The 16,596-nt window shown below is 46.9% G+C and carries 12 protein-coding genes; all 12 read right to left on the reverse strand.

Annotated features, from left to right (window positions below; genetic code table 11):
• Positions 1–25: 25 nt before the first annotated feature.
• On the reverse strand, positions 26–1,336 hold the full coding sequence (locus MKX36_RS18570) for a replication-associated recombination protein A (protein ID WP_025365610.1): 1,311 nt from the start codon (positions 1,334–1,336) through the stop codon (positions 26–28).
• Between the two features lie 279 nt (positions 1,337–1,615).
• Positions 1,616–3,757, reverse strand: a complete 2,142-nt coding sequence (locus MKX36_RS18575) for a HelD family protein (protein WP_340865299.1) — start codon at positions 3,755–3,757, stop codon at positions 1,616–1,618.
• 238 nt (positions 3,758–3,995) lie between these two features.
• Positions 3,996–5,813, reverse strand: a complete 1,818-nt coding sequence (locus MKX36_RS18580) for an ABC transporter ATP-binding protein (protein WP_025365612.1) — start codon at positions 5,811–5,813, stop codon at positions 3,996–3,998.
• Between the two features lie 97 nt (positions 5,814–5,910).
• On the reverse strand, positions 5,911–7,209 hold the full coding sequence (locus tag MKX36_RS18585; RefSeq protein ID WP_016819122.1) for an NCS2 family permease: 1,299 nt from the start codon (positions 7,207–7,209) through the stop codon (positions 5,911–5,913).
• Positions 7,210–7,381: 172 nt separating this feature from the next.
• The gene (locus tag MKX36_RS18590; protein ID WP_016819123.1) at positions 7,382–8,131 is read right to left on the reverse strand and encodes a tRNA threonylcarbamoyladenosine dehydratase; all 750 of its coding nucleotides are present in this window, start codon (positions 8,129–8,131) and stop codon (positions 7,382–7,384) included.
• Between the two features lie 158 nt (positions 8,132–8,289).
• Positions 8,290–10,068, reverse strand: a complete 1,779-nt coding sequence (gene aspS, locus MKX36_RS18595; protein WP_031462068.1) for an aspartate--tRNA ligase — start codon at positions 10,066–10,068, stop codon at positions 8,290–8,292.
• Between the two features lie 85 nt (positions 10,069–10,153).
• On the reverse strand, positions 10,154–11,398 hold the full coding sequence (hisS, locus tag MKX36_RS18600; protein ID WP_013372628.1) for a histidine--tRNA ligase: 1,245 nt from the start codon (positions 11,396–11,398) through the stop codon (positions 10,154–10,156).
• Positions 11,399–12,056: 658 nt separating this feature from the next.
• A complete protein-coding gene (locus MKX36_RS18605; protein WP_017427782.1) occupies positions 12,057–12,527 on the reverse strand; it encodes a hypothetical protein in 471 nt (156 codons plus the stop codon).
• A 59-nt stretch (positions 12,528–12,586) separates the two neighbouring features.
• Positions 12,587–13,093 (reverse strand): type 1 glutamine amidotransferase domain-containing protein, encoded by a 507-nt coding sequence (locus tag MKX36_RS18610; RefSeq protein WP_044787278.1) that lies wholly within the window; start codon positions 13,091–13,093, stop codon positions 12,587–12,589.
• A 233-nt stretch (positions 13,094–13,326) separates the two neighbouring features.
• Positions 13,327–13,551 (reverse strand): hypothetical protein, encoded by a 225-nt coding sequence (locus tag MKX36_RS18615; protein WP_340865300.1) that lies wholly within the window; start codon positions 13,549–13,551, stop codon positions 13,327–13,329.
• Positions 13,552–13,620: 69 nt separating this feature from the next.
• On the reverse strand, positions 13,621–14,067 hold the full coding sequence (dtd, locus tag MKX36_RS18620) for a D-aminoacyl-tRNA deacylase (RefSeq protein ID WP_013372633.1): 447 nt from the start codon (positions 14,065–14,067) through the stop codon (positions 13,621–13,623).
• Between the two features lie 137 nt (positions 14,068–14,204).
• Positions 14,205–16,382 carry a RelA/SpoT family protein gene (locus tag MKX36_RS18625; RefSeq protein WP_016819128.1) on the reverse strand — a complete coding sequence of 726 codons (2,178 nt, stop codon included), beginning with the start codon at positions 16,380–16,382 and terminating at the stop codon, positions 14,205–14,207.
• Positions 16,383–16,596: the final 214 nt, after the last annotated feature.

Here is a 16,596-nt window from a genome sequence, read left to right on the forward strand (position 1 = left end):
ACTTCGTATATTAAAGTCACATATATTAAGACTGCGACTCCCGCCAACGTTGGTTTTGCCTGATTTTAGACTCATTTCCCTGCTCAGTGGCCTGGTAAAAGGTCTGGTCTGCTATCGAATCGGGCAAGTATTGCTGCCTTACATAGTGATTCGGATAATTATGCGGATATTGATAGCCAACATGGCCGAGTTTTTCCGAGCCTTTGTAATGTGCGTCGCGCAGATGTAGCGGCACCTCGGCCGATTTTATATCGTCCATGGCCGACATGGCCCGTGAAATCGCCGTGTATACGGCATTCGACTTGGGACTTTCCACGGCGAACAAAATGGCCTGTGCAATGTTCAGTTTGGCCTCAGGCCAGCCGTTATTGCGGTAGGCCTCAAGCGCACTCACCGCTTGCACCATCGCCTGCGGGTTCGCCAGACCAATGTCCTCGCTGCTCGCTGCAATGAGGCGGCGAATAAAAGTCATCGGGTCCATGCCGAGCTTCTCTACGGCATACAGGAACCAGAACAGCGCCGCGTCGCTGGAACCGCGAATGCTTTTGTGAAAGGCAGACAGCACGTCATATTGTGTGGACTCGTCTGCCTTGACAATCGGGCGGCGGATGGATTCCTCTGCCACTTCCAGCGTCACATGAATCGTGCCGTCTGCCAGCGGAGGGGTCGTGAGCGCCGCTAGCTCCAGTGCGTTCAATGCACGGCGGATATCGCCGTTCGCCATGGACGCGATGTGGTCCAGTGCAGCTTCATCTACCTGAAGCTGCATATAACCGAGCCCCTTGTCCGCATCGCTCAAGGCACGGCGCATAGCAGCCAGCGAATGCTCCCGGGTTAGCGCTTCAAGCTGAAATAACGTAGAACGGCTCATTAAAGCGCCGTTGACGTAGTGAAAGGGGTTTTCCGTCGTGGCGCCGATAAATACGATCGTTCCCTTTTCCACCGCAGGCAGCAATGCATCCTGACGCGAACTGTTAAAACGATGGACCTCGTCAAGAAACAGAATAGTCTTTTTGCCATACATCGATTTATTTGTCTGTGCACGGTCAATGACTTCTCTTACATCCTTTACAGATGCTTCTACTGCATTTAGACGGACGAAATCACCTTGCGTGTGTTGAGAAATGATATGTGCCAGTGTCGTTTTGCCGCATCCCGGTGGCCCGTACAGCAATATAGAAGAAACCTGATCGGCCTCTATAGCTCTCCGCAGTAGCTTGCCTGGACCCACAACATGCTCCTGTCCAATATATTCATCCAGCGATGTCGGACGCAGGCGGTCTGCAAGCAACCGATTGTTTGGCGTTGACTCCTGGGAATATGAAAATAAGTCCATTTCATTCACTTCCTTATCATTTATGAACGAACACTTTCTTTTTTCATTGAAAACAAGTTCGCCCATACAGCTAAAAGACATGAAAATTCAATCGATCTACTGTATTAAAACGATTATAAACCGCCTCTTATTCTACCATATCGGTTAACAAGTTGCAGATAGCCTGGTCACGGTATAACTGTAGCCTTACATGTGATTCAACTAAAAAGAAAGAACAGCCTAGGACGAAAAATGAATTTCGTGGCTGTTCTTTGGTTGACATGACCTTCAGCGTTCTAATTACTCCGTTTGCGCCTGTACGTAACTTGGAAGTGGACCGTCATGCAATAGCCACAGCTCATGCAGCGCACGGGTACATCCCACATACAACAGCTTGGCATCCCAAGTCCGTTCTCCATAATGATCCTGGTCGGCATCGGCCACAATAACTGCATCAAACTCCAGGCCTTTGGACAGATATACAGGCAGTACAGACAAGCCGCCTTCATATTGCTTTTTACCACCATCAATCAAATGGACATCCAACCCCGCACTGGTGAAAACCTCATGCAGCTCTACAGCTTCTTTTAAGGTACGTGTCAGTACGGAAACCGTACGATAATCCTTGGAGGAAAGCTCTTTTAGAGCGGTAAGTAAACTCTGTTCACGCATGGACGAGTCGTAAGACACAGTACGCACCGGATCACCGCTACGAAATACCGGAACCGCTGTAATGCCGCCACGTACTCCCTGCTCCAAAATTGTATTTGCAAATTCTATAATTTCCAAAGTTGATCTATAACTCCGTGTAAGTGCAAAATACCCCGTTTGTTCAGGCACAAATAGTGAACTCATTTCCTCCCATGCATGTACACCACGATATTCATGAATTCCCTGCGATAAATCGCCCAGTATTGTAAAGGAATGCCCTTTTACGAACAAATCCAGGAGAGCGATATGAAAAGGTGAAAAATCCTGCGCTTCATCAATGACCACATGGTCAAAACGTTGAGATGATTCTACCTCATGAATCAGCACGTGAAGATACACCAACGCAGTCAGATCCTCTTCACGGATGATCTGATTTCGCAGGTCTGACTGTGTGGCCTTAAAGATGGGAGCCGGCAAAGAAGCCTTCATTTCCGCAGCGGTCTCTGCAGGTAATCCTTTAGTTGCCTGAAAAAGCTGCTTATAAAGCGTCAGTGCGTCATATTGTGGCCATTTTTTAGCATACGCCTTTTCCCGAGATCCGGCTTTTTTCTTTCGTTCCTTGAGCGCAGCCGCCGAAGGTGACTTTTTCAGTTCCATTTCAATCCAGCGATGGACTCTTGCCAGCACACGCTCCTTCCGCTTCGCGAGCGGATAGGGCTTATATTCCTCATTGAACCAATTCAAAATCTCCGTTCGCGGCAGCACCGCCCCATCCCAAGGTGAAAAGTCGCCCTCAGGCACCGAGATAGGCTCCAGTCGTCCCACAAAATCCTGAAGCAGCTTCATAAAATGAACCGATCCTTTAAATCTACCCGGTGCCTCATCCATAGATTCCGTTCTCAAGCTGCCACTTTCAAACCAATAAGATAACGTTTCGGTAGGATCTGCCAGAGGTAAATCCAGCCCCAGCAAGCCTAGCGCCCAGTCTGCAAATGTACTTTGCTGAATATTTCCAACCCCCAGCTCTGGAAGTACATCTGAAATATAATCGAGAAACATATGGTTTGGTGCGAAAATAACCATTTTGTCCGCCGACACCTGATCCTTGTATTGATACAGCAAAAATGCGAGTCGATGGAGCGCTACGGTCGTCTTGCCACTACCGGCTACCCCTTGAATAACGAGGGCTGTATTTTTAGCCGCGCGGATGATCTGATCCTGCTCCGCTTGAATGGTAGATACGATATCCCGTAAACGGTTATCCTTGTTCTCTCCCAAACGATAAACGAGAAACTCATCAGAAACGGCAGGCTCATCACTTTCACGATTGTACGTATCAGCTACCCGTTCCAGAATTCTTTTCCGAATGACAACGTTGCGTTTCAGATACACCAAGCCCTCGACAGTTCCCTCAGGAGCTTCGTAGGACGCCGTTTCTTCACCACCTGTAAACGAATAAAACAAACTGGCAATCGGTGCACGCCAATCAATCACCAGCGGATATCCTGACGTTTCTTCACGGTCCACCCCGATCTTACCGATATAAAGTGGCTTGCGCTGACCTCTACCGCGCTCGTCAAAATCCATACGCCCAAAATAAGGCTCCTGCGAGCTTTTGGCTAAAGCCTGGCGTTTTTCCTCCCGTGCAGATTCCAGTACTTGCTCCGTAAAGTCATGCCCGGTGTACACTGGCGTATTGCGAAGCCGTTCCAATCTCCGATCAATTTCCTCCATAGCAAGCGACAGCCTATGCTGTTCTTCTTGATAGGCACTTTGAAACTTATTCTCCATTTCAGTTACCTCCTAAGAATATCAAGTCTCGATTTCTGCATCTCATTCACTTGCTCCGATACAAAAAAAGGAAAGTAAGCGTAACACATTTGAACACAAAAATCCAACCTTATTTCCTAATACGCCCAATTCCCTACTCTTTCACAAAAGTATGAAGCTTTGCGGCACCAGTGGAGCGGGTGATTTGAATCCGAAGAAGCGGAGTGATCGGTGGATCAAATCACACGCGAAGCGACCTTTAATACTCCATACTTCTCTCCCCCATCTCCACAAACTGCTTTTGAGCCAGCTCGCGGTACACCTGATGGGTTTCTAATAACTCGGCATGGGTTCCTGCACCAGTCACATTGCCTTTGTCCAACACGATAATTTGATCGGAGTGGACCACCGTAGACAATCGGTGTGCAATGACAATCGTCGTGCGTCCTTCCATCAAATTCGCTAAGGCCTTCTGCACCTCATGCTCGGATGAGCTGTCCAGGCTAGAAGTAGCCTCGTCCAGCATGAGGATATCAGGACTGCGAAGAAGCGCACGCGCAATGGCGATCCGTTGTCGCTGCCCGCCGGACAGCTTCATTCCCCGCTCCCCTACCTCCGTATCGTAGCCTTGAGGTAGATCCATAATAAATGTATCCGCATACGCCATCATGGCAGCTCGTCTGATTTCTTCCAAATCAGCTTCGCGCCCCAAGCCATACGTAATATTATCTCTAACCGTTCCGGTCATCATCGAGCTCTCCTGTGATACATAACCAATTTTCGAGCGCCAGGAGGACAGTGTATATGACGATATCGATTCGTCTCCATAACGAATTTCCCCTGTATCTGGCACATAAAAGCGCTCCAACAATGAAAACAAGGTGGACTTCCCACTCCCGCTCGGTCCCACGAATGCTGTCGTTCGGTTAGCCGGAATGACCAGGTTTGCACGATGAAGAACCTCTTCACCTTCGGTATAGGAAAAAGCGACATCACGAAATACAATATCTCTGCTCTCTTTTGCCGCTTCCTGCTTCAATTCAAGTGGTTCCTCTTCATGGTCTAAAATAGTCTGAATCCGTTCAGTGGCCCCAACCACCTTTTGCAGACGTGAATACAAGGTCGTGAATTGGGCCATCGGTGTAATCACCTGAAACAGTAGCAAAATAAAAGCCACCAAATCACCCGCGGTCAGTACACCCGATGCAACGCGAACACCACCAACACCCAGTATAATAACGAGCACCGCAGTCAGCAAAAAGGTAGAAATGGGACCTACAAGGGCCAATATACGCGACTCCTGCAACCCGAAGCGGAACATACGGTAAATGCGATCCTCCCCGGCCTGTGCCTCTCTGCTTTCCGTTCCGTAGGCCTTCACCAGCCTGATTTCGCCGATAACCTGACTCAGCACTGAGGTCAGATCTGCCATCTCATCCTGCTGTTTTTTGGAGATACGATACATTTTTCTGCCTACCGGAAATAAAATCAGGGCTGTTAGCGGAACAATGGTCAGAATAATGAGCGTCATCACCCAATCCAGATAAAATAACAATGCAATACCACCAATAATCGCAATCACATTAGAGATCAGATTCACGAGATACTCGGTAATTAAGTTCATAATCAGGCTTGTATCATTAGTGACACGACTCATCGTATCTCCTGACCGATTCCGGTCAAAGTATGGAATGGGTAGAGATAAAATTTTATGCCATAAGCGTTTGCGCAAATTAGCCACTATTTTGTGCCCGGCGTAGTTCAACATATAGATCGAAACTGCCGAAGCTACCGCTTGAAGCACAAAAGCGCCAAGCAAACCAATAATGACCATACGGTTCAGTGAAGAAAAGGTTAAGCCATCGATCAACCCTTTGGTCATCATCGGTACAATTAAACCAGCAATCGTCTGAACCAGGGTCAGTATCAGGGCGATGATCAGAATGGCCTTGGGTGGATGCGCACTCGCAATCAGTTTGATAAACCGACCCATACCAGCCTTGTCCGGCCTTTTACCCGGCTTTTCCTTCATCCGATCTTCCTGCTCATCTTGTCGCCCATGTTGTTCTTTTTCCATAAACCATCAACCTCGCTTCCTGTCTGACCATTCTTGTTCAAACAACAACACCCGCGCTCTGCGCGGGTATGAACAGTACAACCTATCTTCGAGTTTACTACACCAGAGAATGAAGCACAAAGTTAGCCACAAACAGTACAGAAATGATATATAATGCGACAGGCACTTCCTTGCCCCGTCCTGCTGCCAGCTTGGCTACGGGATATGCAATAAAACCAAATGCCATCCCGTCTACAATACTGTAAGTAAAGGGCATCATCACCATGATCAGAAATGCAGGAAAGGATTCAGTAAAATCACTGAAATCCATCTCTCGCACATTTTGTACCATTAGGCCTCCGATAATGATTAATACAGGCGCAATGGCACTGTCAGGAATATAAGCCAATAGTGGAATAAAGAAAAATGTCGCTCCGAATAAAATTGCAGTTACCAGCGGGGTCATTCCTGAACGTCCGCCTGCCGCAATACCAGCCGTCGACTCCGCAGCGGCTACCGCGGGACTGCTGCCCAGAATACCAGCAAAAATATTGGTCACAGCCAATACACGCAAGCTATTCTTAAAAGAATCCGGTCTTCCAATCATGTTGGTCTGTGCAGTAATCATTCCAACATTCTCAAACAACACAATCAGTAACAGCAAAAAAACAGCGATCCAGAAGGCTACCGAAGCGATACCTGAAAAGGAAAGCTCCCCAAACAATTGCCCATACTGTCGCACCGTTTCAGAGGTTTTTACCGTGCTTGTTGGTTCTACAGCTCCCAGTACGTATGCAAGCCCAGTTCCTGCCAAAATGCTGATAAGCAAACCGCCCTGAACGTTACGTACAAATAATACAATCGCGAGTAGCAACGTTACACAGGCCGTAATCACCTTGGGATCATTGAAATGACCAATAGCCACAAAAGTCGTTTGATGTGCAATTACGATCCCACTTTTTTGCAGACCGATAAAGGTCAAAAACAGACCAATACCCACCGTAATTCCATGCTGCAAATTATGGGGAATCGCCTGACTGATCAGCTTGTACAATGATGTAAACGCCACAACGGCAAATATCACTCCTGTGACGGCAACCACCATCAACGCTTCCTGCCAGCTCAGCTTCATGGAATGTACGAGTGTGTAAGTGAAAAAGGCATTAATCCCCATCCCTGGTACAACGACCATGGGAGACTTTCCGCCAAAAGCCATCAGCAGACAGCCGATCATCGAGGTCAGCAGCGTCCCGAGCATTGCCCCTTGAAGAGGGATCCCGGCATCTGCCAAAATGGTTGCATTAACCATAATAATATATACAACGGAAAAATAAGAAATGGCACCCGCGGCTAATTCCTTTTTCCAATGATGCTCGGGCTTGAAACCGAGACTTCTGGACCATAGCCCATCCTTCATACCAAAACCCTCCAGCAAGTTGTTCAATCTGTTTGCAGTAAGCTGCTTTTTTCAAAACAAAAAGAGCTGTAGCCTACTGTGACACCAAGAAGTGATGCACAGAACTACAGGTCTTAGGTTGAAACATACTACTGTAAATCTAACGAATGTACTGTCATGCTACATTTCAAGCTTATACACCAGCGTGCTCTAACAGGTCCTTGACAGCTACGCTGACCATAATCAATCCTGCTACCGGAGGTACAAAAGCATTGCTTGCAGGTGGTTGCTTCGCTTTCCGGATTTCAGGTGCGTTGGCAGGTACAATTTTTTTGGTAATTTCTTCACGCGGCTTCATTGGCTCCTCATCAGAGAATACAACCTTGACGCCTTTGGTAATACCTTCTTTGCGCAGCTTGGTGCGGATGACACGGGCAATCGGGTCCATTCTTGTCTTGGAAATATCGGCAACTTGAAAACGGCTTGGGTCCATTTTATTCGCAGCACCCATACTGGAGATCATCGGAATTCCCCGTTTCAAGCATTCTTTAATCAAATGAACTTTGTAAATAATCGTATCCGAAGCATCCAGCACATAATCCAGATCATACTTGAATAGCTCCTCATATGTTTCTTCCGTATAAAACATGTTCAGTGCAATTGCCTCACATTCAGGATTAATCAGCTTCACACGTTCTACCATCAGATCAGCCTTTTTTTGACCTACTGTTGTCGTCAGCGCATGAATTTGGCGATTAATATTGGTAATATCTACGACATCCTTATCAATCAAAATAATGCGTCCAACACCCGTCCGCGCCAGCGCTTCCACTGCAATCGAACCGACACCGCCGATACCCAATACAGCTACCGTGCTATTTTTCATAACCTCCAGACCTTCCGTCCCGATGGCCAGTTCCGTGCGTGAAAATTGATGCAGCATATGGTAATCCTCCCTCACTGGTTTAAACTCTATGCTTGAACTCCAGCATACAAACCACGAACCCATTATCCATAAAAGGGTAACGGGTTCAAGGCATTTTATAATCTATTTACATGCCAACAGATGGCAACTTGCACTTGCAAAATCCAACGCTTGTTTTAAGCTTTAGGTGCAACAGGCTTCGGAGCAAGACGAATATGAAGCTGATCCAATTGAGCTTGATCCACTTCGGCTGGTGCATCCATAAGCAGGTCTGTCGCGCTGGCCGTTTTCGGGAATGCAATGGTTTCACGCAGATTTGTACGACCTGCAAGCAACATAACAAGACGGTCAAAACCGAAGGCAATACCACCATGTGGAGGCGTACCGTATTCAAATGCATCCAGCAGGTAACCGAATTTATCCTTCACTTCTTCAGGCGGCAGATTGAGCGCTTTGAACATTTTCTCCTGAACTTCACGTTTGAAAATACGCATCGAGCCGCCACCCACTTCGTAGCCATTCAGCACGATGTCGTAGGCCTGAGCACGAACTTGACCTGGATCTGTGTCCATGAGGGCCAGATCTTCTTCCTTCGGACGAGTGAACGGATGGTGCTCCGCTACATAACGTTTTTGTTCTTCGTCATAGCCCAGAAGCGGGAAGTCTACGACCCAGGCAAATTTGAATTTGTTATCGTCGATGAGCCCCAAATGACGGCCAATTTTCAGACGAAGCGCGCCCAAAACATCAGCAACTACTTTTTTATTATCCGCAGAGAACAGCAACAGGTCGCCTTCTTCGGCTCCCGTACGCTCTTTCAAGGCTTCGATTTCTTCCGGTGTGAAGAATTTAACGATAGGCCCCTTGAATTCGCCTTCTTTCACTTGGATCCAAGCCAAGCCCTTTGCTCCATAACGTGCTGCAAAAGGACCCAGGTCATCAATGTCCTTACGGCTCCACGTGCCACATCCTTTGGCATTAAGGACTTTAACTTCGCCACCCTTTTCAATTACGGAAGCAAATACTTTTACCCCACTGGTTGCCACGATATCATTGACATTTATCAACTCAAGACCAAAACGCAGGTCAGGCTTGTCAGAACCATACTTGTCCATTGCCTCTGCATGTGTAATCCGTTGGAACGGGGTTTCCAGTTCTACCCCAACTGTTTCTTTGAACAATTTCACCATCAGACGCTCCATCATAGGCAGCAAGTCATCCTGTTGCATGAAGGAAGTCTCAATGTCGATCTGCGTAAATTCAGGCTGGCGGTCAGCACGCAAATCTTCATCACGGAAACAACGTGCCACTTGGTAGTAGCGCTCCAGGCCGCCTACCATCAGCAATTGCTTGTACAATTGTGGCGATTGCGGCAAGGCAAAAAATTCGCCTTCATGCACTCGGCTAGGCACCAGATAGTCACGTGCACCCTCTGGGGAGCTTTTCGTTAAAATTGGTGTTTCTACCTCAATGAAATCTTCACCGTCCAGGAAGTCGCGGAATACTTTTGCTGCTTTGGAACGCAGTTTCAACGTCTGATGCATTTCCGGACGACGCAGGTCCAGATAACGGTACTTCAAACGCAGCGACTCGTCTACTTCTACGCCGTCTTCAATGAAGAACGGAGGTGTTTTGGATGCATTCAATACTTCGATTTCAGTGACACGCACTTCAATTTCACCTGTAGGCAGGTTCGTATTGATCGTTTCTGCATCACGTTTGACAACAGTACCAGTAACCTCAAGTACATATTCACTGCGAACACGATCCGCAATTTGCAGTGCTTCACCCGAATAGGCCGGATTAAACACGATTTGTACAATTCCGCTACGGTCACGCAAATCTATAAAAAGTACGCCCCCTAAGTCACGACGGGTCTGTACCCAACCGTTCAATGTAACTGTTTCTCCGATATGCGCATGAGTCAATGCGCCGCATTGATGACTCCTTTTCATAATACACACTCCTGTTAGGTTTAGTAGTTAATGCTATATGACAGCCAGAGGGAAGCTCCCCCTGACTGATGTTACATCATGTTGTTTAGCCTAATTCTTCCACCAGCTGATCCAGCTTAACGGTACGTTGCTCACCGGTTTCCATGTTTTTCAGTGCAATTTCACCTTTAACCAGCTCATCATCACCCAGAATCGCCGTATATCTTGCTTTAAAGCGATCTGCCGATTTCATCTGAGCCTTCATTTTACGCCCCAGATAATCTCGCTCTGCGGAAAATCCAGCTTGACGCAGCTTGAACAGTTGTTTGGTCACTTCCGTTTCTGCCGCCTCACCCAAAGCCACCATATAGATATCCAGCGGCTTGGCTTCGTTCAATTTGACACCCTGATGCTCCAAAATCAGCTGAATTCGCTCAAGCCCAATGCCAAAACCAATCCCTGGCTGATCCGGTCCGCCCAGATCTCCAACCAATCCGTTGTAGCGACCGCCTCCACCAATCGTGTCAATAGCACCAATGCCTTCGGCTTTGAACTCGAATGCTGTCAGCGTATAATAATCCAGTCCTCGTACCAGGCGTGGGTTCACTGTATATTCCACACCCATCGCATCCAAATTTTGTTTCACTTTTTCAAAGTGAGTGCTGGATTCCTCATCCAAACTATCCAAAATCGAAGGTGCACCGCCAAATTTGTCCTGATCATCTTTGCTATCCAGCACACGCAGCGGATTACGCTCGATGCGCGCTTGGCTCTCCTTGGTCAACGTATCCTTAATGGGCATCAGGAAGTCCACCAAATGCTGCCGATAAGCAGCACGACTGGCAGCATTACCAACAGAGTTGATTTCTACCTGTACCCCTTTCAGGCCCAGCTCACGACAGAACTGATACCCGAAAGCAATAACTTCTGCATCCAGCGCCGGGTCCATCGCCCCGAATGCTTCAATGCCAAATTGGTGAAACTGGCGCTGACGCCCAGCTTGTGGACGCTCATACCGGAACATTGGGCCGATATAGTACAGCTTAGTTACGTCCGGTTCACCATACAGTTTGTTCTCCACATAAGAGCGGACAACCCCAGCCGTTCCTTCCGGACGCAGCGTCATGCTCCGTTTGCCTTTATCCTCAAAAGTGTACATTTCCTTTTCCACCACATCGGTCGTTTCACCCACACCCCGAACGAACAAATTCGTTTGTTCGAACATTGGTGTACGAATCTCTCGGTAATTAAAGCGGCGGCTAATCTCACGAGCTTTTTCCTCGACCACTTGCCATTTTTCTACACTGCCTGGCAGCAAATCCTGTGTTCCCGTCGGTTTTTGAAAGGCCATTTACGTATCCCCCCGTCATTGTATTTCTTATAAAAACAAAAAATCCCTCGCCCTGTTATCATTAACAGGGACGAGGGATTGTCGTTTACAAATCACCCGTGGTACCACCCACATTCCGGAGTTTACCCAGACCACTAGCATACAAATGACTCAGTGTCCGTCAGCATTACACTGACTCCGCTCATACGTATAACGCCCGTAACGCGCAGTACGGCTATTATGCAGGATGGTCCGCTGTTTGGCATATGCCATGCATGACTCAGCAGAGATTCCTCATTGTTCGCCGCCTGTTCTCGGGGAGGTCATTCGTCCGCTCATCAAGGGAATTTTTACAGCCTGGAAATTCCTCTCTGCGCTTGTGGGTTCGGAGTACTTGGTCCCGTCATCAAATCATTTTTCATTATTTTATGATTTTAATGAACTGCTTCGACAAAGTCAAGACATTCCCCCTAGAATCAGACAAATAAGTCTTATAAAAAGAAAATAACCTGCAGAAACGGTCCGCAGGTTTAAAAAGATATATCAAAAGGGGGTCATGCTGTTATTATAAACAACGAATATTAAGGAATGATGTTTCGAATATTACAATTGTATTACAGCCACTCTAGTGTGACTAATTTCCTCGTATATCGACATTTTTGTGACATTCGCTCCCTTTTTAATCCAGCTGCGCCACATATGCACGATTGGAACGAAGCTTATAAATGATCTCATCATAATCGGCATCATTCACCTTGGCGGACAATACATACCGTAATTCATCATGATCACCGTTAATATACACATCTGTCGCACGGAGCAAACCTCCGTCATGATTCGTTGTTCCGCTCCGATCCTCATTCAGATCCCTTTGGGCTGCACCAGAGTTAACCTCGTCATTCTTTGCATCGGGTAGAATATTCTCGCCATAAGCCCCTGCGGCTGGAATCGCCGCACCCGCAGAACCTCCTGTGCTCACAGAGCCAGTATTGTTATAAGGGACCAACGGAATTAAAACCCTCGTCTCCCGACCGAGCGTCTCATCCAGAGCACCTACTTCCAAATGTTCAGTTCTATAAGCCTGAAGCGAAGCTCTGGCGCCCTCAGCTTCATCTTCTGTGCGAAAATAAGCCTGAATCTGTTTAGCCATATCAAATCCTCCTCGTTTGGGAATTGTACTGGCAAAAATCTAGGAAGCATTCACGGAAATTACAATGCCTTTAACAACTCACGCACAAAAGCGGGCTCATCCTTAGGGGTCCGAGACGTAATAAAGTTACCGTCCACGACTGCCTCTCGATCCTCAAAATGAGCACCTGCATTAATCAAGTCATCTTTCAATGGAGGGTAAGCTGTAATCGTCCGGCCTTGTAACAAATCGGCACTCGCCAAAATTTGCGGCCCGTGACAGATAGCTCCGATCGTTTTTTTGGACTCATTTATTTCAGTTACAAACTTCAGAACATTTGCATCCAAACGCAGATTTTCCGGTGATGATCCACCAGGAATAACCACTGCATCATAGTCACTTGATTTCACATCTGCAATGGCTTTTTCAATAGTGTAGCTTGCTTTGCCTTGCTTACCGTTCACTTTTTCACCTTGTTTTAATCCAATAATATCTGCCTCATGTCCAGCCTTTTTCAGTTCATCATAAGGGACCTTCATTTCGGAATCCTCAAATTGGTCAGCCAACAAAAATGCAATTTTACTCATTATCGTTCAGATCTCCTTTCCGGTTATCCTTAAAGCGAGCTTAAAGTTAGGTTTGTTTGTTTGTTTACCACGCTTTGTTATTACCCGCTTGATCTGTGTTTATAACAATTCCAAGCAGTGAAAAAGAAAAAGGAGCCCGTTGGCTCCTCCCTGATGTACTGCTACATAATTATTTTCGATCTCTTTATAACCGCTTGAGACAATACGTCGTTAATGCTGCATTTACAAATGGCTTACCTACGCGGTAGGACACCGCGTCCTGGCTTGTCCACAGCTGTAGCAACATGCTGTAATAACGCATCAGCATTACGAGTAAGGTTGATTGCCTCCCGCATACTACCAGGATAAAGTAGCACCGCGCTTTGATATCCGTCCATTTTTGGGGTCTGACGCATAGCTTCGTCTCTCCTGTCACCCTTAAGGCTTTCCAGATGGCTGCTTACCAACCGGAATGACATTATGGTCCCTCTAAACGGCTATTTTATTCTCTTCTACTCATGTTCTCAGATCATACCAAGAATGGATACCTACGAACGTTCGCTATCCAAAATCAACGTCACTGGACCCCAGTTGGTCAAGGAAACATCCATCATAGCTCCAAAAATCCCCGTCTCGACCTCCAGGCCCTTGGCTCGAAGCTGGCTGTTAAAGAAATCATACAGCTTCTCCGCTTCCTCAGGTTTGGCTGCTCCCATAAAGTTGGGCCTTCTCCCTTTACGGCAGTCACCATACAACGTAAATTGGGAGACAGACAAAATGGCCCCACCGACATCCAGAACGCTGTCGTTCATTTTGCCTTCAGCATCTTCAAATATACGCAATCCCGCTGTTTTATCCGCCAAATAAACGGCATCGGCTGCCGTATCTCCCTGACCAATACCAACCAGCAGCATTAATCCAGTTCCGATTTTACCGACCACCTTTTGATTCACCGTTACCTGAGCGTCTTTACAGCGCTGAATAATGATCTTCATTGCCTATCCGCTGCTCCTTTACTCTTCCCCTTACAAGGTGCTTACAGTCGTACCACGGCTCTTTCAGCCACCTATGAGTCTTTGTACCCAAGATGTATTACATAGGCTATATAAACCTGCGTGTATGCTTAACAAGTTTATTGCATAATCCGATGCACGGTGTATACATCCTTCACCCGTTTGATCCGTTCGACAACAGAATGCAAATGATCCGTGTTACGAATAAGAATTGTAATGTGAATCATTGCCATTTTATTTTTATCTGTACGTCCTGTCACGGCCGAGAAGCTAGTTTTATTCTCAGAAATGGCCTGGAGCACCTCGTTCAGCAAACCATTACGATCATGCCCTGTAATCTCAATATCGACACTATAATTGACCTCGGCTGCTTCTTCCCACTCCACTTCAATCACACGCGCCTGATCTTCGCCCACACCCGAAGGAATATTCGGGCAATCGGTACGGTGAACAGATACGCCGCGCCCGCGTGTTACGTAGCCGATGATGTCATCACCCGGTACGGGATTACAACATCGTGCAAAGCGAACGAGCAAATTGTCGACGCCTCTGACGCTGACACCGTTGGTCGGTGTTTTTTTCCGATCACCCTGCGGTTTGTACTCCTTAACCTCAGTCGTCAGCTCAATTAGACGTGCCTCTTCTTGTTCCTTGCGCAGCTTCTCTGTCAAACGTGTACAAACCTGCGCTGCGGTTATACCACCAAAGCCAATCGCAGACAGCATATCTTCAGAATCATTAAAAGAGAACTTTTGTGCCACATCCTGAAGTTTGTCCTCGCTCATCCACACGGATGGCTCAATATCACGCTTCCTTAGCTCACGTTCCAGACTTTCGCGGCCTTTTTCTACATTTTCCTCACGCTTTTCTTTCTTGAACCATTGCTTGATTTTACTGCGCGCGTGAGAGGACTGAGCAATTTTAAGCCAGTCCTGACTAGGTCCATAGGAGTGCTTGGACGTCATAATTTCCACGATATCGCCAGTTTTCAGACGATAATCCAAAGGAACAATTCTTCCATTTACCTTAGAGCCAATCGTTCGATTTCCAACTTCTGTATGGATACGGAAAGCAAAGTCCAGCGGAACCGATCCAGCCGGTAACTCAATGACTTCTCCCTTAGGAGTAAAGACAAACACAAGGTCTGAGAAAAAGTCCATTTTGAGTGATTCCACAAATTCCGAAGCATCCTTCGCCTCGTTTTGCAGCTCCAGAATTTCTCGGAAAAAGGTGATTTTGTCCTCAAAGTTTGTGTTATTTGCCCCGTTGTTTTCTTTATAGGCCCAATGGGCGGCAATCCCGAATTCAGCGGTGCGATGCATATCCACTGTGCGAATTTGTACTTCTGTAGGCTCTCCGTTGGGACCTACTACGGTCGTATGGAGTGACTGATACATATTAGCCTTAGGCATGGCAATATAATCCTTAAACCGCCCCGGCATCGGTTTCCACAACGTATGGATAATCCCCAATGTGGCATAACAGTCTTTAATGTTATCCACAATAATTCGAATCGCAAGCAAATCGTATATTTCATTGAATTGCTTGTTTTTTGTCGTCATCTTTTTAAACACACTGTAAATATGTTTAGGGCGTCCAGACAAATCAGCCTGAATCCCCATCTCTTCCAGCTTCTCTCTGATACGCTGTATGACATTATCAATAAATTGCTCGCGCTCTGCCCGCTTCTTATGCATCAAATTAGCGATGCGGTAATACTGCTGAGGATTCAGATAGCGCAAAGCAATGTCTTCCATTTCCCATTTAATCGCTGAAATACCCAATCGGTTTGCAACCGGACAGAAAATTTCCAACGTTTCATAAGCGATTCGACGCTGGCTTTCTTCCGATTGATATTTCAGGGTACGCATGTTGTGCAGACGATCTGCCAACTTAATGACGATGACACGAATGTCCTGCGCCATGGCAATAAACATTTTTCGATAATTTTCGTTCTGCTGTTCTTCCTTGGATCGGAACTGGATACGCTCCAGCTTCGTCAGACCATCGACAAGCATCGCACATGTATCGCCAAAATGCTCGCGAATCTGCGCCAAAGACACCGTCGTATCCTCCACAACGTCATGTAAAAGAGCGGCGATAATGGAGATGGTATCCATCTGCATATTAACGACGATATCAGCAACCGCAAGCGGATGCAGAATATAAGGTTCACCGGACTTACGAGTCTGGCCGGAATGGGCCTGCTCGGCAAAATCATAGGCGTCCCTGATGCGGATAAGATCTGCTTCTCTGGTATAGGCCCCGGCCTTTTTAAGTAATTGCTCTATCCCCATTCTGCTCTATTCCGTGTCCTTTCTATGCAAAATGGAACCCGCCGATCAATGTCGCGCAAAGGTTCCCTTTTAAAAGTGATTTCCTACAATTATGACGCTTAGCACGCCACACGTCAACTATTACAGGTTTGGCACTGTCGCATTATTTTGTCACACATGGTTAAGTAAAATCAGGATTGTTGACGAAATGAAACGAATTATATTGAAAAAATTA

This window comes from Paenibacillus sp. FSL W8-0439, from assembly GCF_038008995.1.
GTDB classification, from domain to species: domain Bacteria; phylum Bacillota; class Bacilli; order Paenibacillales; family Paenibacillaceae; genus Paenibacillus; species Paenibacillus polymyxa.